Origin of the sequence: Flavobacterium humidisoli, from assembly GCF_023272795.1 — a bacterium.
Taxonomy (GTDB): domain Bacteria; phylum Bacteroidota; class Bacteroidia; order Flavobacteriales; family Flavobacteriaceae; genus Flavobacterium; species Flavobacterium humidisoli.
The window spans coordinates 2,049,377-2,074,657 of sequence record NZ_CP096829.1 but is presented as its reverse complement, the minus strand read 5'-3'; the positions used below and the strand labels follow the sequence as shown (position 1 = coordinate 2,074,657).

The following is a 25,281-nucleotide window of genomic DNA, read 5'->3' as shown; positions in this document are numbered from 1 at the left end:
TCCTATCAATTTTTATTATTAATTCTATTATTTACTGTTTTTAAACTGCTGACAAAAATGGCTGTCAGCTCATTTCCTTCTTTCCAAATTATTTCTAGTTCAGATTTAGCAATCCACATTTTTTCTTTTATGATTTCTAACCAGAACAGAGTTTCATCTGCCTCTTCTAAAACAATATTCATTTTAGCCACAAATTCCCTATCACTTCTTGCCCTGCATACAGCTCGATAATTAGCGCCAACTGATGTTCCGCTTCTTACTATTTGATTAGTAATTGATCTAATTACATTTGTATTAGGCATTTTTTCTGCCAGTTCAATTATCATTAATGAGAACTTTTTTGTTCTCAATTTCATTTCATCAGTCGTCATACAATCAAAAAGAACTTAAATATTTATAAATCTAAAATCTCAAACTTTAGAACAATCTAAAATCCAAACTCTAAAATCTAAAATTATAAATTATGTACTGCTTGCTTAAATTGTTTTCCTCTGTCTTCGTAGTTTTCGAATAAATCGAAACTTGCGCAGGCTGGAGACAACAAAACCACGTCGCCTTTTTCTGTTAATCTTTGAGCAGTTTTTACTGCATCATTCATATTATTTACTTCAACCATAATATCAACAACGTTTCCAAAAGCATCAATAATTTTACGGTTATCGATTCCAAGACAGATAATAGCTTTTACTTTTTCACGTACTAACGACATTAATTCGTTGTAATCGTTTCCTTTATCAACACCTCCAACAATCCATACCGTTGGTGAATTCATACTATCCAAAGCAAAGAAAGTAGCATTTACATTTGTTGCTTTTGAATCATTGATATATTGAACGTTCTGTATTTTTAATACTTTTTCTAAACGGTGTTCAACCCCTTGGAAATTAGATAAACTTTCACGAATCGTTGCATTTCTAATTTGCATCAATTTAGCTACAGAGCTTGCTGCCATGGCGTTTTTCATATTATGTTTTCCTTCTAACGCAATGTGTTCTGTATCCATTGTAAACTCTTCTTGGTTGATCTTTATTTCCATTTTGTTGTTATTTATAGAAGCCCCTTCATCAAATTTTTTCGTCAATGAAAAAGGAATTAATTTTGCTTTTGTTTTGTTCTTCTTTAACCATTCTGTACTTGCTTCATCATCTGCATCGTAAATCAGATAATCATTTTCAGTCTGGTTCATTGTTATTCGGAACTTCGAATTGATATAATTTTCGTATTTATATTCGTATCGATCTAAATGGTCCGGACTGATATTCGTTATAATGGCAATATCAGGTCTGTAATCTATTATTCCGTCCAACTGAAAACTGCTTAATTCAAGAACGTAGGCATCAAACTTATTTTCTGCTACTTGCCAGGCGAAGCTTTTTCCAATATTTCCTCCCAATCCTACATTTAATCCTGCATATTTCAGCAAGTGATGTGTCAGCATTGTGGTGGTTGTTTTACCATTACTTCCCGTAATTCCAATGGTCATTGCTTCTGTGTAAGGAATCGCAAATTCAATTTCCGAAATCACTTTTATTCCTGCGGCAATGAGCTTTTTTACTATCGGAGATTTGTCTGGAATTCCTGGGCTTTTCATAACCACATCTGCATTTAGAATTAAATCTTCTGTATGTTGCTCTTCTTCCCAGGCTATTTTATTAATGATAAGAACTTCTTTATAGCTTTCTTTTATTTTCCCAAAATCGGATACAAAAACATCGTAACCTTGTTTCTTACCGAGGATCGCGGTTCCTACACCGCTTTCTCCTCCACCTAAAACTACTAATCTCATTTATCTTAATTTTAGGGTAATGATTGACAAAATGGCTAACATTACAGCAACAATCCAGAAACGGGTTACAATTTTACTTTCGTGATACCCTTTTTTCTGATAATGATGGTGAAGCGGCGACATCAGGAAAATTCTTCGTCCTTCACCGAAACGTTTTTTAGTATATTTAAAATAAGTTACCTGAATAATTACTGAAGCACTTTCTGCTAAGAAAATTCCACAGAATAAAACAATCAATATTTCTTTACGAACTGCAATAGCTAAAACTGCAATAATCCCTCCAATAGTCAAACTTCCTGTATCTCCCATAAATACAGACGCTGGATAAGAATTATACCAAAGAAATCCGATCAAGGCTCCAACAAAAGCTGAAATAAAGACCGTCATTTCTCCCGAATTGGGGATATACATAATATTCAGATAATTCGAAAAAATGATATTACCCGAAACAAATGTAAAAATCCCGAGCGCGAGGACAGATATTGCCGAGGTTCCTGCAGCGAGCCCATCGATTCCATCTGTTAAATTAGCCCCATTTGAAACCGCTGTTATAATAAAAATAACTACTGGAATAAAAATTAACCAAGCCCATTTCTCATATCCATCTCCCATAAAAGACAATACTTCAGCATAATCAAATTCATTGTTTTTTACGAAAGGAATAGTCGTTGCTGTAGATTTTTCTTCAACACCTGCAGGCACAATAATTGTCGAATTTGCTGCGGCTTTAAATACATCTGTACGCCCAGTATCTGTTCTTACAGTAACAGCAGGGTTAAAATAAAGAACCGCTCCTACTATAATTCCAAGACCAACTTGACCAATTACTTTAAAGATACCTTTTAAACCTTGTTTGTCTTTTTTGAATATCTTGATATAATCGTCAACAAAACCAATTGTTCCCATCCATAATGTAGTTACAATTAGTAAAACGATATAAATGTTATGCAATCTTGCAAATAACAAAACCGGAACCAAGGTTGCAAAAATGATAATTAATCCACCCATTGTTGGCGTACCGGCTTTTTCATTCTGACCTGCAAGACCAAGCTCACGTACAGTTTCTCCAACTTGCTGACGGCGTAAAAAGTTAATTACTCTTTTACCATAAATAGTCGACAGAAGCAACGAAAGCATAAATGCCAAAGCTGATCTAAATGTGATGTACTGGAAAACTCCTGTTCCAGGAATGTCCAATGTTTTATCAAAATATTCAAATAAATAGTACAGCATATTTTTTCTGTTTTTTTTTAAAATTCCAGTTTCGAATTAAATTCCAATTTTTATCCCGAAGCTTCGCAACCAAATCCAATGCTACATTGGGTTTTGGAATTTTGATTTTGTTATTTGTTTAATTGTTCTAAAATCTCTTTTACCGTTTCCATATCATCAAAATGATGGCGAACACCATTTATCTCCTGATACGTTTCATGCCCTTTTCCTGCAATTAAAATGATATCTTTAGGCTGAGCCAATTGACAAGCGGTTTTAATTGCCTGTTTTCTATCCGTAATTCGCAGCATTTTTTTATAGTTGTGAGGCTCAACTCCCTGCTCCATTTCATCCAAAATAACTTCAGGATCTTCATTTCTTGGATTATCCGAAGTCAAAACTGCTTTATCGCTTAAATCTGAAGCAATCTTTGCCATGATTGGACGTTTTGTTTTATCACGATTTCCTCCACAACCTACTACAGTAATCAGCTGTTCATTTTTTGTACGAATATCATTTATTGTTTTCAACACATTTTCCAAAGCATCTGGCGTATGCGCATAATCTACAACAGCCGTAATTCCGCCATCCGATACTATATACTGAAAACGACCCGAAACACTTTCTAAATCAGACAGTAATCGCAACGCTTCAAGACTATCAATTCCGAGCTCTACTGCGGTTCCATAAATCGCTAAAACATTGTATGCGTTGAAAGTACCAATCAGTTTTACCCAAACTTCATTATCATTAATTTTCAACAACAATCCAGACAATTGGCTTTCTAAAATCTGAGCTCTATAATCTGCATAAGATTTTAAAGCGTAAGTCAGTTTTTTAGCTGCAGTATTTTGCAGCATTACTGATCCATTTTTATCATCAATGTTTGTCAGAACGAAAGCTGACTTTGGAAGTGAATCAAAAAATGACTTTTTAACATCTCTATATTCAGCAAAAGTTGGATGATAATCTAGGTGATCGTGAGAAAGGTTCGTGAAAATTCCGCCTACAAAATGCAAAGCTTCTGTACGTTTTTGGTGAATTCCATGCGAACTCACTTCCATGAAACAATGTGTAACGCCCGCTTCAACCATTTCATTCAAATAATGATTAATAGTTAAAGAATCTGGTGTTGTATGCGTTGCTGGATATTCTGTTTGATCTACTACGATTTTTACAGTTGATAATAATCCAACCTTAAAGCCTGCTTTTTGAAATAACTGAAATAATAATGATGCAATCGTCGTTTTTCCATTTGTTCCTGTTACACCAACTAATTTTAACTTTGCAGATGGATCTGCAAAATAATTAGCCGCCATAAAAGCCAAAGCGGTGTTAGTGTCTTTTACTTGAACATAAGTTATTTCATTAGCCGTATATTCAGGAAGCGTATCACAAATAATAGCTTTTGCTCCAAGCTGAATTGCTTTTTCGATATAATCGTGTCCATCAGAAAGTGAACCGCGAATTGCTACGAAAATGTCATTTGCTTCTACTTTACGAGAATCAAATTCAATTTTCTGAATAGCAATATCCGTTGAACCTTTCACAGATTCAATAGCTACTTTATATAATATGTCTTTTAATACTTTCACGATAATTCTAATACAATTGTTGTGTTTTTACTTATACTGGTACCCGCTTGAATCGATTGATTCTTCACTTTCCCCATTCCATTTACTTTAACTTTCAAACCTAAATTTTCTAGTAAAGCAATTGCATCCATTCCTGGCATTCCTTTTAAATTAGGAATCTGGTTAAGCTTTTTATTAGCTTCAGCCGTATATTTATCATAACTAGCCTCCTGTTTTGGAATCCTAGTATCTAATTTTTTAATCTTATTTGTTGAAGGCGCATCAGTAAAAATCTTTTGAGCAATTCTTTTAAAAACTGGTCCTGCAACATCTGCTCCGTAATAATTATTTCGAGATGTATTTGGCTTATGAACCACTACAATACATGAATATTTCGGATGATCAGCTGGAAAATAACCCGCAAAAGAAGACGCATAATACATTCCTTCTCTTCCTGCGTTACCATAATTCACCATAGCCGTTCCTGTTTTTCCTGCCATTGAAAAATCTTTTGAATACAGCTTAGAACCTGTTCCTTTTTTCACAACATTTGCCAAAACTGCTTTTACCTTTTTAAGTGTTTCTGGCGAACAAACCTGTGGATTCATTACTTCTGTATCAAACTTTTTAATGGTTTTGTTCCATTCTTTAATTTCTGACACAAACTGTGGCTTTACCATTACCCCATTGTTTGCAACCGCATTATATAAAGTTAAAGTCTGCATTGGCGTAACCGAAACGTTATATCCAAAAGCCATCCACGGAAGCGTAGTTCCCGACCAATGTTTGTCTCCAGGCTGTGGAACATAAGGCCTTCCTTCTCCTTTAAAATGCAATCCCAATGGTTTATTTAAGCCTAAATTATTGATATGATTTACAAACTTAGAAGGGTTACTTTTGTAATTTTCGTAAACCGCCTGAACCATTACGGTATTAGACGAAAGCTCAAATCCGCGCGCCAAAGTAACTTTCCCATAACCCCCTTTATGCGAATCACGAACAGCTCTTCCATAATATCTAATTTCTCCTCCATGGCTATCGTAAACTGTACTTGTATCAGCCACTTTATCTTCTAAAATCGCCAGCAAATCAACTAGTTTAAAAGTCGATCCAGGTTCGTGAGATTCAGCAACCGCATAATTTGTTGTCTCGTAATAAGAACCATCTTCTGCTCTTCCTAAATTTGAAATCGCTTTTATGTATCCTGTTTCCGTTTCCATTACGACCACACAACCATGATCTGCTTCGTAATCTTCCAATTGTTTCAACAAAGCGTGGTGAGCGATATCTTGTATAAAAACATCTATAGTCGAAATCACATCGTAACCGTCAATTGGATCTACTTCGTTAACATCACGAATAGGCTTCCATTGTCCTTTTGCGATTTTTTGCTTTAGAATCTTACCATCTTTTCCGTTCAAATAGCTTTTAAAAGCCCATTCAATTCCTTTTCCTACTTCTATTCCTGTTGCAGGATCAATACGGTCGTAACCAATTGTTCTTTCTGCAATTTTACCTATCGGATGTTTTCTAACTGTTTCTTGCTCAACAATAATTCCACCTTTGAAAGCCCCTAAATTGAATAATGGAAATCCTTTAATTTTTACATATTCTGTATAACTTAAATTGCGGGCAATCAAATAATATCGGTTTTTATTCTCGCGTGCTTTTCTTAATTCTTTTTGAAAATAGCCGCTTGGCTTATCTAAAACAGTTGCTAGTGAATCTGACAATTGCTTTACATACTTTTCGAATGTTTCTTTTTTTGGCGCTTTTGCATCAAAACGAATTTCGTAATTCGGAATTGATGTTGCCAACAAACTCCCATCGGCAGAATAAATATTTCCTTTGTTAGCAGGAATTACAAAGTTTCTAACCGTACGCTGTTTCGCCAATTTTCTATAGTAATCACCATCAACCCATTGAATATTGGTTAATTTAACGACAATAGCAATTGCCATCAAAAAGATGAAAACTGCTACGAGGTAAATTCTGTAGGATATATGTTTATCGTCTACTGCCATATTCTTTTAAAGAAACTTTTTTCTTCTTCTTTTTTAACTTCTATTTTCACTGGTGGAACCGTCGACGGAAAAATTTGTTTTTCTAACATTTTATCCGAGATGGTTGACTCCATTTTTAATTTCATCAATTCTGAACGTCGATCTACAAATTCTGATCTTAGTTCTTTTACTTCATTATTTAATTTTGCGATCTCAAAAACCTTTTGTTCGTATCGCTGTGTATTGGCAATCATCAAAATGGCCAGCAGAATTATAAAGACGATAAAACGCCAATTTTTCACTGCATCTTCATGAATCAGGAATCTTGCTTTTAATATGCTAAATACACCACTTTTCATTATTTCCTACCTTAATATATATTATAGCTTTTCTGCGACTCTTAATTTGGCACTTCTTGCTCTATTATTAATTTTGATTTCTTCGTTGTCTGGAACAATCAGTTTTCCGATAGTTTTAAATGGAACTGAAAAATTTCCGTAAAAATCTCTTTCTGGTTCTCCTTCAAACATTCCGTTTTTAATAAATCTCTTTACCAAACGATCTTCTAAAGAATGATACGAGATTACCGAAAATCTTCCTCCTGGCTTTAAAATCTCCAACGACTGCTCAATAAATTCTTTTAAAACATCCATTTCCTGATTTACCTCGATTCGAATTGCCTGATATATCTGAGCCAAAACTTTGTTTCGAACTTTCTCTGGCAAAAACTTTTTCAGAACATCTTTCAGCTCTTCAGTCGTTTTGATCGGATAATCTTTTCTTGCCTCAACAATTGTTCTAGCCAAAACTGGCGCATTTTTCAATTCCCCATAATCAAAAAAAACACGACGTAAATCCTGTTCTTCATATTCGTTAACCACTCGATAAGCATTTAAATCATTTTTTTGACTCATCCGCATATCTAGTTCGGCATCAAATCTTGTAGAGAAACCTCTCTCGGGAACATCAAACTGATGTGATGAAACTCCCAAATCTGCCAAGATTCCATCTACTGCTTTTACTCCGTGAAAACGTAAAAACCTTTTTATGAACCTAAAATTTTCGTTTATCAAAGTAAACCTTTCGTCTGGCAGTGCATTGGCAAGCGCATCTTCGTCTTGGTCAAATGCAAACAGCCTTCCGTTTGGCCCTAATCTTTTTAAAATCTCTTTTGAATGACCACCGCCTCCAAACGTAACATCTACATACACACCATCAGGTTTAATATTTAAACCATCTACTGTTGGATGAAGCAAAACCGGATTATGATATTCCATCTTCGTCGTCATTAATATTTCCCATTACTTCTTCGGCTAGATCTGCAAAATCCATATCTTCGCCGCTAATTGATTTCTCGTATAAATCTTTGTCCCAAATCTCAACAATATTAACCGCAGATGAAAAAACCACATCTTTAGAAATACTTGCAAACGTTACCAAATCTTTTGGAACAAGCAATCTTCCTAATGCATCAACCTCAACCACTTTAACACCAGCAGTAAACCTTCTAATGAAATCGTTGTTCTTTTTTACAAAGCGATTAAGCTTGTTGATTTTTTTCATCATAGCATCCCATTCTACCATAGGATACAACTCCAAACACGGCTGAAAAACAGAACGCTTCAAAACGAATCCGTCTTGAAGAGAAGCCGTCAATTGCTTTTTTAAAGGCGCAGGCATCATTAGCCTTCCTTTAGCATCGACTTTACATTCATATGTTCCAACAATTGTGTTCAAAAAAACTAGTTAACATGTTATACAGCAAAAATATAAAAAATTTTACCACATTTTACCACTTTATACCACTTTGTTAATAAGTTTAACCACTTTGCTACCACTTTTCATAATCTACATTTAATCAATACCTTAACTATTAATTAACAGATTCTAAATTGCATTATTTATTCAAAAAAATAATGCGCTAATTTTCTTAAAAAATTGATTATAATGCACATTTCTTAACATTTGCGTATTTTAACAAATACCATATTAATTACTGATTTTTAACATCTTACATATTCTACTGAAATTATCTAGTTAAAAAATGGCATCAAAAATTCATTTTTGTTGAATTAACCCTATATTTGTCGAAATTGAAATTGGCATTAGATTAGATGGACAAACACTATAAAAAAGAAGGCAAATACAGCTATTTCGAAGCTGGAGAAGGAACTCCGATCGTTATTCTGCATGGTTTAATGGGAGGTCTAAGTAACTTTGATGGTGTAGCACAATATTTCCCAACGAAAGGATATAAAGTTGTTATCCCAGATTTGCCAATATACACCCAAAGCATTTTAAAAACGAACGTAAAAAGTTTTGCGAAATACGTAAAAGACTTTATCACTTACAAAGGGTTTGACAAAGTTATTCTTCTAGGAAATTCTCTTGGAGGACATATTGCTTTGTACCATACAAAACTTTATCCTGAGAAAGTTGCCGGACTTGTAATTACTGGAAGTTCTGGACTTTACGAAAGCGCAATGGGAGACAGCTATCCAAGAAGAGGCGATTACGAATACATCAAAACAAAAGCTGAAGCTGTATTTTATGACCCAAAAATTGCAACTCCCGATTTGATTGATGAAGTTTACGCTACAGCTAATGACCGCATCAAATTAATCAAAACTTTAACCATTGCGAAGAGTGCCATTCGTCATAATATGGCTAAAGATTTGCCAAAAATGGATGTTGAAACCTGTATTATTTGGGGTCGTAATGACTCTGTAACTCCTCCAAATGTAGCTGAAGAATTTGATAAATTGCTGCCTAATTCAACTTTATACTGGATTGACAAATGCGGACACGCAGCAATGATGGAACACCCTCAGGAATTTAATGAAATTCTTGAAAAATGGCTTACTGAAAAGAATTTATAGCCGTCAAAATTTATTTTTTTTAGGAGGTTTTAAAACGAAAGAACATGAAAATTAACACCGCCGAATTTATTGTCAGCAATTCTGACGCATCAAAATGTCCAAAGGATTTTTTGCCAGAATATGCTTTTATAGGAAGATCAAACGTAGGTAAGTCATCTTTGATTAATATGCTTACCAACAATAAAAACTTAGCCAAAACATCTGGAAAACCAGGAAAAACACAATTAATAAATCATTTCAAAATCAATAACAATTGGTTTTTGGTCGATTTGCCTGGCTATGGTTACGCTAAAGTTTCTAAAAAAACAAAATCAGTTTTTCAACAATTTATTACTGATTATTTTGAAAACAGAGAACAACTGGTTTGTGCTTTTGTTTTAATTGACATTCGCCACGAAGCTCAAAAAATAGATATCGAATTTATGTCTTATATGGGCGAAAGCGAAATTCCGTTCTGCATTATTTTTACTAAAGCAGATAAAATTAGCAAAACGAAAATAGATTCGCATATTACAGCTTACAAAAAACAGATGTTTGCCAACAACTGGGCCGAAATGCCTCAATATTTTGTAACCTCATCTACAGAATCTACCGGAAAAGAAGAACTTTTGTCTTACATTGATGAAGTAAACCAAGAGGTTTTTAAAAACAATTCTGAATTTTAAAGTTTAAAAAACTCACAATATTAAAATCCCAAACTCCAATTGTAAATCTGGAATTTGGGATTTTTAGGTTTTGAAAGTAAAATCTTAAAAAATAAATCGTTTTTTATAGCCCGCAAACTATCTTTTAAACTACATTTGACCCAACCAAAAACAGTTTATGAAGAATCCAAAACCATTCTTTTTTATTTTCTTGACCCTGATTCTGACATCTTGCAAAACACCAACTTATATGTTTACATCTGGACCGAGATCTGGTGTTAATTTTACCTCAGGAAGATGGCTGATGAATGAATTAGATTGTCCAAAAAAATCCAAGGACAAATTAACTGAAGAATCTTTAGCTTTTTTTAAAAAGAATTTGGGAGACCGTTTATTTTATATAAATGATGTTAACGGATTATTAGTGAGCCGAAAGATTCATTTAAATCCTAGTAAAACCAAACTAAAAGAATTAAAAGACGGAACCGGTTTTGATTTTTTCATCAATATCTCAACTACAAAACGCAAAAGTGATTTTTCTTATATCGAACTCTATCAATCCGATGATGAAATAGGGAAAAACGAAGCCGCTGTACTTGTTGAAATTTACGATTTAAATTCCCAAGAAATCATCTATTCTCAAAATGTCGTCGGTATTTCTCAAAAAACAAAAACCGAACCGATGTGGTCTACCGAAAAATCAAACAAGTTTATTGATAATGTAAAGTTTTACAAAACATCAGATAAATTAATGACAGGAGCTTTAAAAAAGATATTCAAAGACCTAGACAAAAGATCTGTCAAATAAAAGAATAACGGGAAATAGAATGCTATTTGGCTTACTTAGATAATTTACAATAAAAAAAAATCCCAAACCCAATCTTTAAAATTGGAATTTGGGATTTTTTATATTGGAATTTCTATTACTTTGTAAGTTCCAGTTTTTCTGCAAAGTAATCACAGAAGTCTTTCATTGTGTCAGACATTTTTTCATCGTCTGTTGCACGTTTAAAAGTATCGGCCATTGCAACTAAAGTCTGGTGGAAGAAAATCTTCATTTCATCTACCGGCATATCTTTTGTCCATAAATCAATACGCATGGTTTCTTTTACTTTACTGTCCCAAATAGAAAGCATGATTGCTTTTGCTTCTTCCGCTTGAACTCCGCCGTCTTGCGCACTCCATGTTAATTTTTCAGGAACGCGGTTTTCGTCTAATACTATATTAAATTTAATTTCTGAGTTTATATTTGCCATTATTTCTTAGGTTTATATTTTGATTTTTCGAAGATTTCTTTTGGCTCAATTTTAAATAAATCAGCCAAAGTAACATCACTATTATTTTTCATGTAAGAACGTACCATCTGCCAGCCAATCCAAGCTCCCACTCGTCCTGGAGAATCGTTATCTATTTCTAAAAAGAATTTAGAGAAAGGTGCTGGAGCTATAAATCGTGCTCTCAACTTTGGGTCTTCACTGTAAAGCATTTCATTTTCTATGAAATAACGCCACATATAGGCTTCGTTTTCTTCACACCATTTTATCTGCTCTGGAGTATATCCCATTTTTTCTGCATCTGTATAGTCAGGAATCAGCAAATCTTTTGCATAAAGCTGTTTTCCTTCAAAAACCATTTGAGCAACCAAACTCTTATCTATAGAATTTGGAATATTTCGATACGAAAAACTAGAAACTACATCTGGCATAATTTGTCTTTCTTCAAAGTTCTCTTTTAAGTAATTTGGAAACTCATAAAACTTATGATTTTTTCCTAAATACAATTCTAAAGCTACAACCACCAGACTGTCTGCATAAATCGATTTTGCATTATAGTCCATTTCTGCAATTACGGTAATTACCTTTGGAATTTTAGTTTTAGGAAAATAATATTTTACATGCTGAAAAAGTTCATTAAACTCTTTGCGAACCGGCTCAAAATTGCTGTATTTTTTCTGAACTTCTTCATAAACTTCTCTCCAGATCGGATCGTTCATTTTCTGAACCCAAACGTTATCATCATTACCAGGAAAGAAAAACGGATATTGTTTTTTTACTTTCGCAAGATCTTGCGGTTTGGTTTCAAAAAACACCTTATCAAATCGTTCCACTTTAATATCAACAGGAATTTCTTCTACTTCTTTTTCAACCTTACTTTTTTGATTGCAAGACAAAAAAAACAGGCATAGAACCACTGCAAAGCGATATATTTTCATTTTATTTTAATTAGATTTGTGTTATCAGAATTTTAAGTAGTTGCATACTCAAAATAATTCTGCAAATATACATCCCTGCATCTTAAAACTTAAACTATTATGGCTAAAAAAAGCACAATTCAGACAGAAAAAGTAAATACGCACATTGTAGAGTGGTTAAAAAATTACGCTGCTAATGCAAAAGTAAATGGTTTTGTAATTGGAATCTCAGGAGGTGTAGATTCTGCAGTAACTTCAACTTTATGCGCACAGACAGGACTGAATGTTTTATGTGTCGAAATGCCTATTCACCAGGCAGAAAATCAAGTTTCAAGAGGAAGAGAGCATATTGAACAGCTCAAAAAACGCTTCCCTAATGTTTCTGACGTTAAGACCGATTTGACAGAAACTTTTGAATCTTTTAAAAGCGCAGTGCCTTCAACTGAAGATGCAGCAAAAGTTAATTTAGCTTTAGCAAACACACGTGCACGCATTAGAATGACATCTTTATATTATTTAGCAGGAATTCATGGTTTACTTGTTGCCGGTACAGGAAACAAAGTGGAAGATTTTGGCGTAGGTTTTTACACAAAATACGGAGATGGCGGCGTAGATTTAAGTCCGATTGCTGATTTAATGAAATCTGACGTATACGCTTTAGGAGAATTTTTGCAAATTCCACAATCTATTTTAACAGCCGCACCTACCGATGGATTATTTGGAGACAATCGTACAGATGAAGATCAATTAGGGGCAAGTTATGACGAATTAGAATGGGCGATGTTAGCCGCGGAGTCAGGAAAAACGGCATCTGACTTTGAAGGGAGAGAAAAATCTGTCTTTGAAATCTATAAACGATTAAACACCAGCAACAAGCATAAAATGGATCCAATTCCAGTTTGTTTAATACCAAAAACGTTAAAATAATACATTTTAACATTCTCTGCGAGTTATTACAGAATTTATTTATTAATTTTACCACTCCAAAAACATGAACAATTCTAAAAAAGGTAAAAATTATGATTAAAGTATGTCTAGCAGACAATCATCCTGTGACGCACTTTGGCGTTAAGTCTTATTTTAAAGACCACGATCAAATTTCAATTGTTGCCAACGTAGGCAATTTTTCAATGGTTAGAGATATTCTTCAAACGAAGGAGATCGACATTTTAATTCTAGATTTAGAGTTAGAAGGTCTTTCAAGCATCTTTGAAATTAAATCTATCTTAAAAAATTTCCCAAAAACAAAAATTGTTATTTTCAGTGATCTTGCTGAGCAAATGTACGCTCCAAACGCAATTAAAGCAGGAGTTTCTGGGTATGTACACAAAACAGAAAAACTTGAAACATTAGGTCATTCTATTATTAAAGTACACGAAGGAAAAATTATCATCAACGAAACAGTACGTAAAAACATGGCACTTATTGCTAAACAAAGCAAAAGTGAACGTCTGTACAGAAAACTTTCTAACCGCGAAATCGAAGTTTTACGTTATTTAAGTGATGGTAAGAAAAACAATGAAATCTCTAAAATCTTAAATCTGAACGAAAAAACAATCAGTACTTACAAACTGAGATTATTAACAAAATTGAATGTTACTAATCTTGTTGATTTAGTTAATAAAGCTAAGACTTTAGAAATTATTTAATCAAGTCGAAAATCTTAGCCTTTTAAGAGAATCGAAAATTATAAAAACTCTATCTATTTTGAATTATCAAATTAGATAGAGTTTTTTCTTTTTAGTGATAGGGCACTACTACTCGTCCTAATTTTTTCGAAAAGTTATTCAGCAATTTAGAATAATCGATCACCATACTCAAAACTTCCGAATTATCTTCCTGCGGATCGGTTAAAAGAGAATTCTTTAATTCTGCAATAATCCCAGACACCAAATACCATCTCATAGAAAATATCGTATCTGAAACATTCTGCTCAATGGTTTCACTTTTATGTTTTGGAAAAATATTCTGCCCTTCCCAATTATGAATGGTTAATCTTTCATCTTCCATCAAAATATTAGTTACTTCCTGAGCAAACTCAGGCTCTAAATGCATCAAATATTTATCTAAACTAAATGCTTCATTCTGATTATAAAAATCAATAATATTTTTGTAAATATTTTGAAACAAAACATTCGACAACTCTACCTCATCTTCTTGCAGACTTAAGTATATTTTTTCGAATACTTTATACTGTCTTTTTTCTGAAACTTCTTTTACATTTCCTTCTTCATCTGCCCTCAAAAAAACATCTTCAAAATTTTCTACCACACTTCCGTACAATAGCAAAATCTCAATGACTTTTCTTTCGAAACCATATAAAATATCTACTTTTTGATTTTGTTCTTGCGGAAAATATCCTGGATCCCCCGGATAATCGTAACCATCTGGAGGACCAGTTCTTGGATCTTCTGGATCTCCTCCTGAAAATGTACCCGCTTGCGGAGGCTGATTTCTGACTACCTCAAAAGGCTTTTGTTCCTGTTTCTGCTTTTTATTAGCGTCAGCTATATCTTTCTGAATCAGCTGCGCCAAAGTGCTCGTCAAGACCTGCTCCGAAATATCCATGATTCGAGCACATTCCTGAATATAAACTTCACGCTGAATACGGTCTGGAATTTTAGAAATACTCGTAACCATATCGCGAATCAGATCTGCCTTTTTTATCGGGTCATTCTTGGCTTCGCCCATTAAAATCGAAGCCTTAAATTGTATAAAATCTTTACTGTTATTTTCTAGATAAGATACTAAATCATCGTGTGAATTTTTTCGCGCAAAACTGTCTGGATCTTCTCCATCAGGAAACGAACAAACTCGCACGTTCATTCCTTCCTCCAGAATTAAATCGATTCCTCGAATAGAAGCACGCAAACCCGCCGCATCTCCATCAAAAAGCACCGTTATATTTCTAGTAAGACGATTTATCAAACGAATCTGATCTGGCGTTAAAGCGGTTCCAGATGAAGCCACAACATTTTCTATTCCAGCTTGGCTGAACTGAATCACATCGGTATAACCTTCAACCAAGTAACAATTGTTTTGTTTTGCTATAGATTGTTTTGCATGATAAATTCCATAAAGGACTTTACTTTTATGGTAAATATCACTTTCAGGCGAATTGAGGTATTTTGCCGCTTTTTTATCATTCGTTAAAATACGACCTCCAAAACCTAAAACACGACCCGACATACTTTGAATTGGGAACATTACACGCCCTTTAAATCGGTCAAATGGCCGATCTTCTCTCGGAATTGTTAAACCTGTACTTTCTAGAAATTCTAATTTATATCCCTTTCCTAAGGCTTCTTTCGTCAAAGCATCCCAAGTTTCGGGAGAGTATCCTAAATTGAATTTTTTAATGGTTTCATTCGTAAATCCTCTTTCTTTAAAATACGATAAACCAATTGCTTTTCCTTCTTCAGAATTAACCAAAACATCCTGAAAATACTTAGCAGCAAATTCAGAAACCAAATACATACTTTCACGAAGATCTGTATTTGCTTTTTCTGCTTCCGTTTGCTCCGTTTCTTCAATTTCGATATTGTATTTTTTAGCTAAATAGCGAATGGCTTCTGGATAGGTAAATTGCGAATGTTCCATTAAGAATTTAACAGAATTTCCGCCTTTTCCGGTACTAAAATCTTTCCAGATTCCTTTTGCCGGAGAAACCATGAACGAAGGAGAACGCTCGTCTGAGAATGGACTCAGCCCTTTAAAATTACTTCCTGCACGCTTCAAATTCACAAAATCGCCAATAACCTCCTCTACTCGAGCAGTTTCAAAAACAGAATCAATGGTGGTTTGTGAAATCAAAGTGTATTAAATTTTAAAAGTTGAGAGCTTGCAAAAATACGTAAATCTTGTTGGAATTTTAATCATTTTTAAATCAAAAAAAGCATCCCTAACGAGATGCCCTTTTACTAACTAAACTTAATTTTATTCTTAGTTGAAATCGAAGCGAATACCTAACGAAATATTATTCTCATCGACAGCATTATTTTTAAATACTGGATTTAAATCATATTTCAAATACAAGCTTATTTCCTTATAACCTATATAAGAACTCAAACCGTAAATGAAATTATTTACATTATAATCGCCTTTTGTTTTTTGCGTTGTTTTATAGTCGTTGTCTTCAAATTTTAAAATCTGTTTCGATTTTACATTGATTCCTGCATAACCTCCAAATCCCATTCGAAATCCTTTATGTGTTCTAAAATAAGATTTCCCATCGTAGTTTCCGTCTTTCGAAAAATCAAATTCTAAATGAACTGGCGCCACTAAATACACATTTCTAAAACGAGATTCCTTTAAATGTATCGGATTTGTCACTAAATCTGTCTGGTCGCCATTTACAACAAAACTGCGATTATCTGTTGGTCTAAGATTGTTATACATTAAGGAAAGTCCGTATTTGGCATGCAGCAAATTATTATCATTTAAAATTCTGGAATTAAGAGTTAAACCCCATTCGTAAAAATGTGATCCGATAAAATCATAATTGGAATCCTGCAGTTTACCGTCGATCATTGTACTGTTTAACCCCATTGCAAATACAAATTGAGAAGTTGTTCTTTTTGATTCCCTTTTAATTTTGTCATCTTGACCGTTGTACACCTTCATTGCAGGAATCTTAATTTCTGTTTTATGCGGACTAATCGAATCGCCGCCAGTACCAATTAACAAAACCGTTCCTCTTTCTTTATTATAATTCACTTTGCCATCGACTTTTTCCTGAACCAATTCTTGCAATTTTTCCTGTTCAAGAGCCACTCTATTCTCGATATTACGGGCTCTTTTTTCTGCAAAATCTTTTTTCTTTTTTTCTGCTTCTTCTTTTGAAATTGTTCCTTCTACTAATTGATTATTAACCTCATCGACTTCTTTCTTTAATGCCGCTTTCTCTTCATTGGTTATATTTTCGATATTAACCGCAATTGCTTTTGCCTTGTTTTCAAAAGTTTCTTGTCCTACCATTTTAGTAACAAACAGGAATACTAAGAGAAATAGATAAATTGTAAAATTTTTCATGATTACTTTTTTTGATTGATTGATTTGATTGATGATTTAATTTTTAACGTTTCGATTTTCAACAGCAACTTTAACGGTGTGGTAACTTTTATTGATTTTTGCAATCATTTTTTCTCTAAAAGAAAGTTCCAGTTCGCCGTCAACCTGATCTAATAAATCGTTAGAATTAATTTTGATTTTTGATTTTGATTTAACTGCATTTTCTGCTAAAATTTTCGTTTCAGCTGTTTTTAATAACCGATCGACATTGTCTTGTTTAGACATTTCGTCAATTAAAGGTGGATTGTTTGTAGATTGTTTTTCTTGATTGTTTTTGATGATTGAAGACTCCGCTATTTGATTGGATTCATTTTGAATGATTTTATTTGAAATTTGCTCCGAACCTTCGGAATTGTTTTTTTTGTTTTTGTTTACTGTTTCCTCCGAAGTTTTTTTGGCAATTGCTATTTCCGTTTTTACTGAATCAACAGTGTTTAAAACAGGTTCTGTTACCGATTCTTTTTCGGTTTCAGCTTCTTTTTCTTTTTCAACAACTATCGTTTCTGGCATTTTAACAGCCTTTTTATTTTGATTGAAAAAAAACGTTCCAACCAATAGAAATCCGATGAAACTTGCTGCTATATACAGCCATTTTCTTTTTGATACTTGCACTGAACGAAGAGGAACTGTTGGTTTCTTCTCTTCTGCCACACTCAACATCGCATCTAATCGATCCCAAGCTTTGTTGCTTGGTTCTATTTCGCGTTGGTTTAGTTTTTCACGGAAATCCTTTTCAAAATTATTCGGTTCCATTATCTTGTTTTTTTAAAATAGTAATTTGCGTTTGCAACATCTTTCTGGCATGCGATAATTGCGATTTTGATGTTCCTTCATTTATTCCTAACATCTTGGCAATTTCATTGTGTTTGTAACCTTCAATCGCATATAAATTGAAAACCATTTTATAGCCGTCGGGCAAAGCATCAATTAAATACTGAATCTGTTCTACTGTAAACTGGCTGTCGATTTCGTTAAAACTTTCTTCTACAAAAAATTCATCTTCGGCAAATTTTACTTTTTTCTGAACTCTTAAATACGAAATGCATTCGTTAACCATAATTCGGCGGATCCAGCCTTCAAAACTTCCTTTGTGTTCAAAGTTTTTTAAATTGGTAAACACTTTCATAAAAGCCGTTATCATTACATCTTCTGCCAATTGAATGTCTTTTATATATTGGCGACATACACTTAACATTTTTGAAGAAAACTTACTGTAAATCTGTTGTTGTGCCTGACGATTGTTTTCGACAGCCAACTGTATGATTTTGGTTTCTTCTTGATGTAAATGAATAATTTTCATTTATAAGTTTTTGGTTTTGGTTTGTTTTTGGTTTTAGAAACAGACTTCTATTAGCATAGACGATTGTCGATTTGAAATGGTTGCATCAACTGTAAAAAAATTTCAATTTTTTAAAATTCCAAATTCCAACGCATAGCAATACCCAACTGATTTACAACAAAGTAAATCAATTATCTAATTGACAAATTTTCTGATTATCTAATTTAAAAGATTATTTTTTTCTTTCAATAACGTAGTTGACCATCAAAGTAAGTGCATCTTTATACTCAGAATCTTCGAAGTTTTGAAGCAGAGAAAGCGCTTCCTGTTGGAATTCGACCATTTTATTTTCGGCGTAAGCCAAACCATTATTATCTTTTACAAAGGCAATCACTTCTTTTACGCGTTTTTTGTCTTTGTTGTGGTTTTTGATGGAGTTTATCAGCCACTTTTTTTCTTGCGGAGTACAGGTATTTAAAACATGAATTAAAGGCAAAGTCATTTTTTGCTCTTTAATATCGATTCCGGTTGGTTTTCCGATAGCTTCTTCGCTATAGTCGAATAAGTCGTCTTTGATTTGAAAAGCCATCCCGATCAGCTCACCAAACTTTCGCATGTTTTCTACCTGAATATCATCTTCAATTACAGCTTTCGCGCCAAGCGCACAACAAGCCGCTATAAGTGTTGCAGTTTTCTTTCTGATGATTTCGTAATAAACATCTTCGGTAATATCAAGTCTTCTTGCTTTTTCGATTTGCAACAATTCTCCTTCGCTCATTTCGCGAACGGCTACAGAGATGATTCTCAGCAAATCAAAATCACCATTATCAATAGAAAGCAATAAACCTTTAGACAATAAATAATCTCCAACCAAAACGGCAATTTTATTTTTCCAAAGTGCATTGATTGAAAAGAATCCGCGACGGCGATTACTGTCGTCTACCACATCATCGTGTACTAAAGTTGCCGTGTGAATTAATTCAATTACCGAAGCTCCGCGGTAGGTTCTTTCGTTTACAGTACCGCCAGAAACCATTTTTGCAGTAAGAAAAACAAACATCGGACGCATTTGTTTTCCTTTACGGTTTACGATATAATAAGTGATTCTGTTTAGTAATGCAACCTTGGAAGTCATCGATTCATGGAACTTTTTTTCGAAAAGTTCCATCTCGTTAAAAATAGGCTGCTTTATTTGAGACGTAATATTCATTTAGACTCCAAATATACTATTTTAAATAAAAATACGTTGTGTATTTTAGGTTAGCATTTAAATATTTTATGTTTTAACCTGAAAAAAAACTCCAAAAATAGCTCTAACTAATACTGATTTGAATTCATTAAGTTAAAAGAAAAACCTAAAACCATTTTTTTTATGAAAACAAAACTTTTATTAATTAGTACTTTTATTACTATGTCTTTTTTCATGAGCTGTAATTCTGATGAAAAAACAAATGACGGATCGGCAGCTGCGATTACCAACGATGAGATTATAACCAACGCTAAAATCGATGCTTCTGTTGAGGATGTTACTGATATTGCTGAAGATCAATTTAGCTCTCAATTGAATGTAAATGCAAAACCAAACGGACCTATAAAAAATTATCTTCCTAGCTGTGCTACAATCACTACAGTTTTAACCAATAATACTTGGACCAAAACAGTAGATTTTGGCGTGGAAGGCTGCACTCTTAATAACGGAAATACAGTAAAAGGTAAAATGGTTGTTTCTTTTTCAAACGATTTTACTTCTTCTACACAAACCATTAGCTACACTTTTGATGGATTTTATCATAATGGTAAAAAAATTCAAGGAAGCAAAAGTATCGTGAGAACTATTAAAGAGACTAATTTATTGGTGACAGCACATCCTGTTTCTACAGCTTCTATAGATTTAACCATTACCTTCGATGATGGAAAAGTGTACACGAGAAAAGGAACTCTAACAAAAGAAATGACTTCTGGCTATGACACATGGTTTGATTGGGATGATAACGTGTTTGTAGTTACCGGAAGCGGTTCTACAACTTTCCCGAACGGAGATACTTTTTCGGCAGAAATTACAACTCCTCTAGAGTTTAATGCGTCTTGCAGAAAATCTATTGCTGTAAAAGGAATTGTCTCTATAACTAAAAATGGCGCTGCAGCAACTATTGATTATGGTAGCGGAGAATGCGATACACTTGTAAAAGTAACAAAAGATGGAGTTACAGAAGAAGTAGATTTGAAAAAATAAGCATCCTTTTTGTCCAAAAAAAGAAGCATTAAGGACGAGAAATTCTCGTTTTTAATGCTCTTTTTATTTTATACCGATAAAATATCGTAGCGGATTATACTTCTGCTTCTTTGTTGGCTAACTGGCCGCAGGCTGCATCGATGTCTTTTCCTCGGCTTCTTCTTACTTTTACGACAACACCGATATTTTCTAGCGCTTTTATATAAGCCATAATCGATTCTTCTGAAGCTTGCTGGAATTCGCCATCATCAATTGGATTGTATTCAATCAAATTAACTTTACAAGGCACATATTTACAGAATTTAACTAAAGCATCAACCGAAGCTTTGTCATCATTGATTCCTTTCCAAACTACATATTCGTAAGAAATTTTACTTTTGGTTTTTCTATACCAATATTCTAATGCTTCTCGTAAATCTTTTAAAGGGAAGTTTTTACTGAAAGGCATAATGCGAGCGCGAGTTTCGTCTATAGCTGAGTGCAGAGAAACTGCCAGCTTAAACTTCACATCATCATCTGCCATTTTTTTTATCATCTTCGGAATTCCTGAAGTCGAAACCATAATTCGTTTTGGAGACATTCCTAAACCTTCTTCTGAAGTAATCATGTCTATTGCTTTAATGACATTATTATAGTTCATTAAAGGTTCTCCCATTCCCATAAAAACAATATTAGAAAGCGGATGATTGTAATACAAACGGCTCTCTTTATCAATAGCTAGAACTTGATCATAGATTTCTCCAGGTTCTAGATTTCGCATTCTTTTTAATCTTGCTGTTGCACAGAAATTACAATCCAAACTACAACCAACTTGACTAGAAACACAAGCTGTAGTTCTAGTTTCTGTCGGAATTAAAACAGACTCTACCACAAGTCCGTCATGAAGTCTAACAGCATTTTTTACTGTTCCATCACTACTTCTTTGCATTGTATCAACCTTAATATGATTGATAACAAAGTTATTTTCAAGCATAGACCTTGTAGCTTTTGCCACATTTGTCATGTCTTCAAAACTGTGAGCCCCTTTGCTCCATAACCATTCGTAAACCTGATTTCCGCGAAACGCTTTATCTCCATTTTCAACAAAAAAATCGCGAAGCTGATCTTTTGATAAGGCCCGTATGTCTTTTTTCTCCATTTGCATGCTGCAAAGTTAGTTTATTTCCAGTATTTTCTAAAACTTAAAGCACTTTCCCTCTTTTTTATTGATTTATTTCCAAAAAAATAGACTGAAAAAAAGCTGTCTGAGATGTTTCCGATGAAAACACACAATAAACTAATAGGCAATTACTTATACCTTATTTCCCTTCCTTTAAAGATAAAATCTGAGCGTTAATAGGCCATTACCACCTTTACTATAATAATTTAATAAAAGTTTAGCCATGATTTTTATCATTTCATTTTCTTCACGCGCGCGATAATTTTGGTGTCAGAAATAAGGAGAGTTTTTGATTCTTTAACCACTAACTGAATTTTAAAACGCCTTCATTTAAATGATTAACCTATACTTTATCAACATGAAAACAATTCAATCATTTTTACTGACAGTAATTTTTACAACAATAGCATTACAGGCAAATGCTCAAAAAAATTATAGTGTAGCTGCAAACTCAACTTTTGAAGTAGCAGGAACCTCTACAGTACACGACTGGGTAATGAAATCTACAGAAGGAACTGGAATGGCCAACTTAATAATTAAGGATTCTAAACTTGCTACAATAAATAGTTTAAGAATTTCATTATTGGCCGAAAGCTTAAAAAGCTATAAAACTAGTATGGACAAAGTAGCTTACGAAGCTTTGGATACCGAAACACACAAGAATATCGAATACGTTTTAAAATCTGCTGAAAAGATAGATGATAACACTTGGAACTTAACGGGAGTTTACACTATTGCTGGAGTAAGCAAAGAATACAAAACTCAAGTAAAAGTAACTACTAGTAAAGGAAATATTATTTTGCAAGGTTCCAACCAAATTACTTTTGGCGATTTTGAAATGACTCCTCCTAAAGCGGCTCTTGGAGTTGTTAAAGCAGGAAAAGATTTGACTGTTATTTTCAATATTGTTCTAAGTTAATAAATATAAATATGATCTCTAAAAGGGAACCTTACAGGTTCCCTTTTTTTATATACAACTAACTATTTTACTTTTTTAGCAAAAAACCAAGCCTACTTTTATTAATAAGATTGTTTTCGCTAAAAATGAAAACGTTGTAGTTATTAAATATCAATTTAATAAAATTTTAACAATGATTTTTATCATGTATTAAGCTGATTTATAGGCTGACCTTTGGTACAAGTTAAAATAATAACTTGATCAATTAAGAAAACCTGCCGGCTTTATTAACTTATTTTTTACAATAAAAACATGACAAAATGAAAACTAATAAAACAAAATTATTCGCTCTTGTTATTGCAATTTTCGGAATTACCTCATTTGCGACAGCACAAAAATCATATGCCTTAGATAGTAAATCAACTTTTTCTGTAGCTGGCACATCTACACTTCACGACTGGGAGATGAAATCGGCGTCTGGAACTGGAACAGCAACTCTAAACATTGCTAGCGGAAAGCTAACTGACATTGATGCTCTAACCGTTACTCTATTGGCAGAAAGCGTAAAAAGTGAGAAAAAAAGCATGGATAAAGTGGCTTACGAAACGCTAAAAACGGATAAAAACAAGCAAATTAAATATGTTCTGAAATCTGCTGAAAAAGTAAACGAAACTACTTGGGAACTAACCGGTACTTACACCATTGCCGGAGTTAGCAAAGTTTACAAAACTTCTGTAAAAACGAATGTTACTGCAAATGGATTAAATATGCAGGGAAGTAACAAAATCACTTTTGCAGACTTCGGAATGAAATCGCCAACAGCAATGCTTGGAACAATAAAAACAGGTCAAGACCTGACTATAAAATTCAATTTAAACTTTAATTTATAAACGCCATGAAGAAGATTTATATCCTATTTATTACAGTATTAAGTACGTTCGCTGTAAATGCACAAGTAAGCTTTGGAAACATGCAAAACCAAATCTCTAAAGGGAAAGACGGCATCAACGTTTTTGACGTACAAAAAGACAATAGAGAATTTAAAGGCATTAGCATCGACTTTGGTGGTGCTTTCAACATGGATTTCCAAGCAACAAATTCATTCAACAATCAGCCTGCTAGTTCTACCACTACGACTACTACAAGTACTGGTACGACTGTTAGAACCATTACCGGATATCGTTTAATGAATACTGAAAACAATTTTACTCTTCCTGCAGCTGATATGTATATTGGCGCTCAATTGTTTGATGGAGTACGAGTAAATTTAGATGTTTATTTAGCATCAAGACACCACAATGATTCTTATGTAAAAGGTGGATACTTACAAATTGACAAGTTAGACTTCATCAAAAAAGACTTCTTGGCAGATGTAATGAAATATGCTACCATTAAAATTGGACAAATGGAGAACAATTTTGGTGATGCTCACTTCAGAGGTTCTGATAATGGTAATACAATTAGAAATGCATTTGTTGGAAACAACATCATGTATTCTTTCACTACAGAAATGGGTATGGAGGTTTACTACAACAGAAATGGGTTGGTAAGCATGTTAGGAGTTACAAATGGTAATTTAAATCAAAGTAACGAAGAAGTTTTCTATCCTTCTGGTCCAAATGCAAACACAACACATAGTCCTTCAATCTTAGCTAAATTGGGTTATGACAAACAGCTTAATGAAGACTTAAGAGTAAGAATAACTGGGTCTTATTACCATAATGCAAATCTTGGAAATGCAAACATATATTCTGCTAATAGATCTGGATTTGGCTACTGGGGCATATTGAATAATAACGCTTATAAAAATACTATTACTAAGACTGATGCTAATGGTACTGTTATTTCTACAACTACTACTGATGTTCCTACTAGTTTCAGTAAAACATCTACGCCAGAGGCAACATTCAACCCTAATTTCAAAAATTGGGCTACTACATACATGATTAACCCTTTTGTAAAATATAAAGGACTTGAATTCTTCGGAACAATCGAATTAGCTTCAGGAGGAGATAAAGCGGGTACTGATGACAAACGTACTGCTAATCAATATGCATCAGAGCTTATTTACAGATTTGGAGGAACTGAACAATTCTATATCGGAGGAAAATACAATACCGTATCTGGAAAATTATCTAACGCTGATGATAAAAAGGTTACCGTAGATAAATTTGAAGCAAGTGCTGGTTGGTTTATGACTAAAAACATTTTAGCTAAATTAAACTACGTGAATCAAAAATATAAAAATTATTCACAATTTACAGGAGATCCTGCTACTGGAAATCTAAACAACTTTTATGGCGGTAAATTTGAAGGTATAGTATTCGAAGCAACCATTGCGTTCTAATATAAA

25 protein-coding genes are annotated in these 25,281 nt (G+C 33.6%); 9 read left to right on the top strand and 16 right to left on the bottom strand.

Annotated features, from left to right (window positions below):
* Positions 1–5: 5 nt before the first annotated feature.
* The 8 genes from M0M44_RS09310 to M0M44_RS09275 all read right to left on the bottom strand — a co-directional run bounded on the left by M0M44_RS09310 (position 6) and on the right by M0M44_RS09275 (position 8,312).
* The gene (locus tag M0M44_RS09310; RefSeq protein WP_248729500.1) at positions 6–326 is read right to left on the bottom strand and encodes a four helix bundle protein; all 321 of its coding nucleotides are present in this window, start codon (positions 324–326) and stop codon (positions 6–8) included.
* Positions 327–454: 128 nt separating this feature from the next.
* Positions 455–1,786, bottom strand: coding sequence for a UDP-N-acetylmuramoyl-L-alanine--D-glutamate ligase (gene murD, locus M0M44_RS09305; protein WP_248729499.1), 1,332 nt, complete (start codon positions 1,784–1,786; stop codon positions 455–457).
* The gene (mraY, locus tag M0M44_RS09300; protein ID WP_248729498.1) at positions 1,787–3,019 is read right to left on the bottom strand and encodes a phospho-N-acetylmuramoyl-pentapeptide-transferase; all 1,233 of its coding nucleotides are present in this window, start codon (positions 3,017–3,019) and stop codon (positions 1,787–1,789) included.
* 110 nt (positions 3,020–3,129) lie between these two features.
* On the bottom strand, positions 3,130–4,593 hold the full coding sequence (locus tag M0M44_RS09295) for a UDP-N-acetylmuramoyl-L-alanyl-D-glutamate--2,6-diaminopimelate ligase (protein ID WP_248729497.1): 1,464 nt from the start codon (positions 4,591–4,593) through the stop codon (positions 3,130–3,132).
* Positions 4,590–6,596 carry a penicillin-binding protein gene (locus M0M44_RS09290; protein WP_248729496.1) on the bottom strand — a complete coding sequence of 669 codons (2,007 nt, stop codon included), beginning with the start codon at positions 6,594–6,596 and terminating at the stop codon, positions 4,590–4,592. Before M0M44_RS09290 ends, M0M44_RS09295 begins: the two co-directional genes overlap by 4 nt.
* Positions 6,587–6,934, bottom strand: a complete 348-nt coding sequence (locus tag M0M44_RS09285) for an FtsL-like putative cell division protein (RefSeq protein WP_008467159.1) — start codon at positions 6,932–6,934, stop codon at positions 6,587–6,589. Before M0M44_RS09285 ends, M0M44_RS09290 begins: the two co-directional genes overlap by 10 nt.
* 21 nt (positions 6,935–6,955) lie before the next feature.
* Entirely contained in the window at positions 6,956–7,864 is a 909-nt protein-coding gene (gene rsmH / locus M0M44_RS09280) for a 16S rRNA (cytosine(1402)-N(4))-methyltransferase RsmH (protein ID WP_248729495.1), read from the bottom strand.
* Entirely contained in the window at positions 7,839–8,312 is a 474-nt protein-coding gene (locus M0M44_RS09275; protein ID WP_035691746.1) for a division/cell wall cluster transcriptional repressor MraZ, read from the bottom strand. The genes rsmH and M0M44_RS09275 overlap by 26 nt, the downstream gene beginning before the upstream one ends.
* Positions 8,313–8,689: 377 nt before the next feature.
* Here M0M44_RS09275 and M0M44_RS09270 point away from each other — a divergent pair, with 377 nt between their 5' ends.
* The 3 genes from M0M44_RS09270 (at position 8,690) to M0M44_RS09260 (ending at position 10,906) form a co-directional block, all read left to right on the top strand.
* Complete coding sequence (locus tag M0M44_RS09270; RefSeq protein WP_248729494.1) at positions 8,690–9,454, top strand: alpha/beta fold hydrolase; 765 nt, start codon at positions 8,690–8,692, stop codon at positions 9,452–9,454.
* Positions 9,455–9,498: 44 nt separating this feature from the next.
* Positions 9,499–10,119, top strand: a complete 621-nt coding sequence (yihA, locus tag M0M44_RS09265) for a ribosome biogenesis GTP-binding protein YihA/YsxC (protein WP_248729493.1) — start codon at positions 9,499–9,501, stop codon at positions 10,117–10,119.
* Positions 10,120–10,276: 157 nt separating this feature from the next.
* Entirely contained in the window at positions 10,277–10,906 is a 630-nt protein-coding gene (locus M0M44_RS09260) for a hypothetical protein (protein ID WP_248729492.1), read from the top strand.
* 115 nt (positions 10,907–11,021) lie between these two features.
* Here M0M44_RS09260 and gldC read toward each other — a convergent pair whose 3' ends face one another.
* Positions 11,022–11,354: a gliding motility protein GldC gene (gldC, locus tag M0M44_RS09255; protein WP_248729491.1), complete on the bottom strand. Its 333-nt coding sequence runs from the start codon at positions 11,352–11,354 to the stop codon at positions 11,022–11,024.
* Entirely contained in the window at positions 11,354–12,310 is a 957-nt protein-coding gene (gldB, locus tag M0M44_RS09250; RefSeq protein ID WP_248729490.1) for a gliding motility lipoprotein GldB, read from the bottom strand. Before gldB ends, gldC begins: the two co-directional genes overlap by 1 nt.
* Before the next feature lie 99 nt (positions 12,311–12,409).
* Between gldB and nadE the strand changes: the two genes are divergently transcribed.
* Positions 12,410–13,216: an NAD(+) synthase gene (gene nadE, locus M0M44_RS09245; protein ID WP_248729489.1), complete on the top strand. Its 807-nt coding sequence runs from the start codon at positions 12,410–12,412 to the stop codon at positions 13,214–13,216.
* A 92-nt stretch (positions 13,217–13,308) separates the two neighbouring features.
* The gene (locus M0M44_RS09240; RefSeq protein WP_008467169.1) at positions 13,309–13,938 is read left to right on the top strand and encodes a response regulator transcription factor; all 630 of its coding nucleotides are present in this window, start codon (positions 13,309–13,311) and stop codon (positions 13,936–13,938) included.
* A 91-nt stretch (positions 13,939–14,029) separates the two neighbouring features.
* Here M0M44_RS09240 and dnaG read toward each other — a convergent pair whose 3' ends face one another.
* The 5 genes from dnaG to M0M44_RS09215 all read right to left on the bottom strand — a co-directional run bounded on the left by dnaG (position 14,030) and on the right by M0M44_RS09215 (position 19,848).
* Complete coding sequence (dnaG, locus tag M0M44_RS09235; protein ID WP_248729488.1) at positions 14,030–16,102, bottom strand: DNA primase; 2,073 nt, start codon at positions 16,100–16,102, stop codon at positions 14,030–14,032.
* Positions 16,103–16,231: 129 nt separating this feature from the next.
* Positions 16,232–17,320: a hypothetical protein gene (locus tag M0M44_RS09230; protein WP_248729487.1), complete on the bottom strand. Its 1,089-nt coding sequence runs from the start codon at positions 17,318–17,320 to the stop codon at positions 16,232–16,234.
* A gap of 36 nt (positions 17,321–17,356) precedes the next feature.
* On the bottom strand, positions 17,357–18,112 hold the full coding sequence (locus M0M44_RS09225) for a hypothetical protein (RefSeq protein ID WP_248729486.1): 756 nt from the start codon (positions 18,110–18,112) through the stop codon (positions 17,357–17,359).
* Positions 18,099–18,659: an RNA polymerase sigma factor gene (locus M0M44_RS09220; RefSeq protein WP_248729485.1), complete on the bottom strand. Its 561-nt coding sequence runs from the start codon at positions 18,657–18,659 to the stop codon at positions 18,099–18,101. The genes M0M44_RS09225 and M0M44_RS09220 overlap by 14 nt, the downstream gene beginning before the upstream one ends.
* Positions 18,660–18,870: 211 nt before the next feature.
* Positions 18,871–19,848 (bottom strand): polyprenyl synthetase family protein, encoded by a 978-nt coding sequence (locus M0M44_RS09215; protein WP_248729484.1) that lies wholly within the window; start codon positions 19,846–19,848, stop codon positions 18,871–18,873.
* A 162-nt stretch (positions 19,849–20,010) separates the two neighbouring features.
* Between M0M44_RS09215 and M0M44_RS09210 the strand changes: the two genes are divergently transcribed.
* Positions 20,011–20,871: a hypothetical protein gene (locus tag M0M44_RS09210; protein WP_248729483.1), complete on the top strand. Its 861-nt coding sequence runs from the start codon at positions 20,011–20,013 to the stop codon at positions 20,869–20,871.
* Between the two features lie 94 nt (positions 20,872–20,965).
* On the opposite strand, the gene rlmN is transcribed toward M0M44_RS09210, so the two are convergent.
* Positions 20,966–22,015 carry a dual-specificity RNA methyltransferase RlmN gene (gene rlmN / locus M0M44_RS09205; protein WP_248729482.1) on the bottom strand — a complete coding sequence of 350 codons (1,050 nt, stop codon included), beginning with the start codon at positions 22,013–22,015 and terminating at the stop codon, positions 20,966–20,968.
* Positions 22,016–22,388: 373 nt separating this feature from the next.
* Between rlmN and M0M44_RS09200 the strand changes: the two genes are divergently transcribed.
* From M0M44_RS09200 to M0M44_RS09190, 3 genes are all read left to right on the top strand, one after another.
* Entirely contained in the window at positions 22,389–22,949 is a 561-nt protein-coding gene (locus M0M44_RS09200) for a YceI family protein (RefSeq protein ID WP_248729481.1), read from the top strand.
* 299 nt (positions 22,950–23,248) lie between these two features.
* Complete coding sequence (locus tag M0M44_RS09195; protein WP_248729480.1) at positions 23,249–23,818, top strand: YceI family protein; 570 nt, start codon at positions 23,249–23,251, stop codon at positions 23,816–23,818.
* A 5-nt stretch (positions 23,819–23,823) separates the two neighbouring features.
* Entirely contained in the window at positions 23,824–25,275 is a 1,452-nt protein-coding gene (locus M0M44_RS09190; RefSeq protein WP_248729479.1) for a hypothetical protein, read from the top strand.
* The last annotated feature ends 6 nt before the right edge of the window (positions 25,276–25,281 follow it).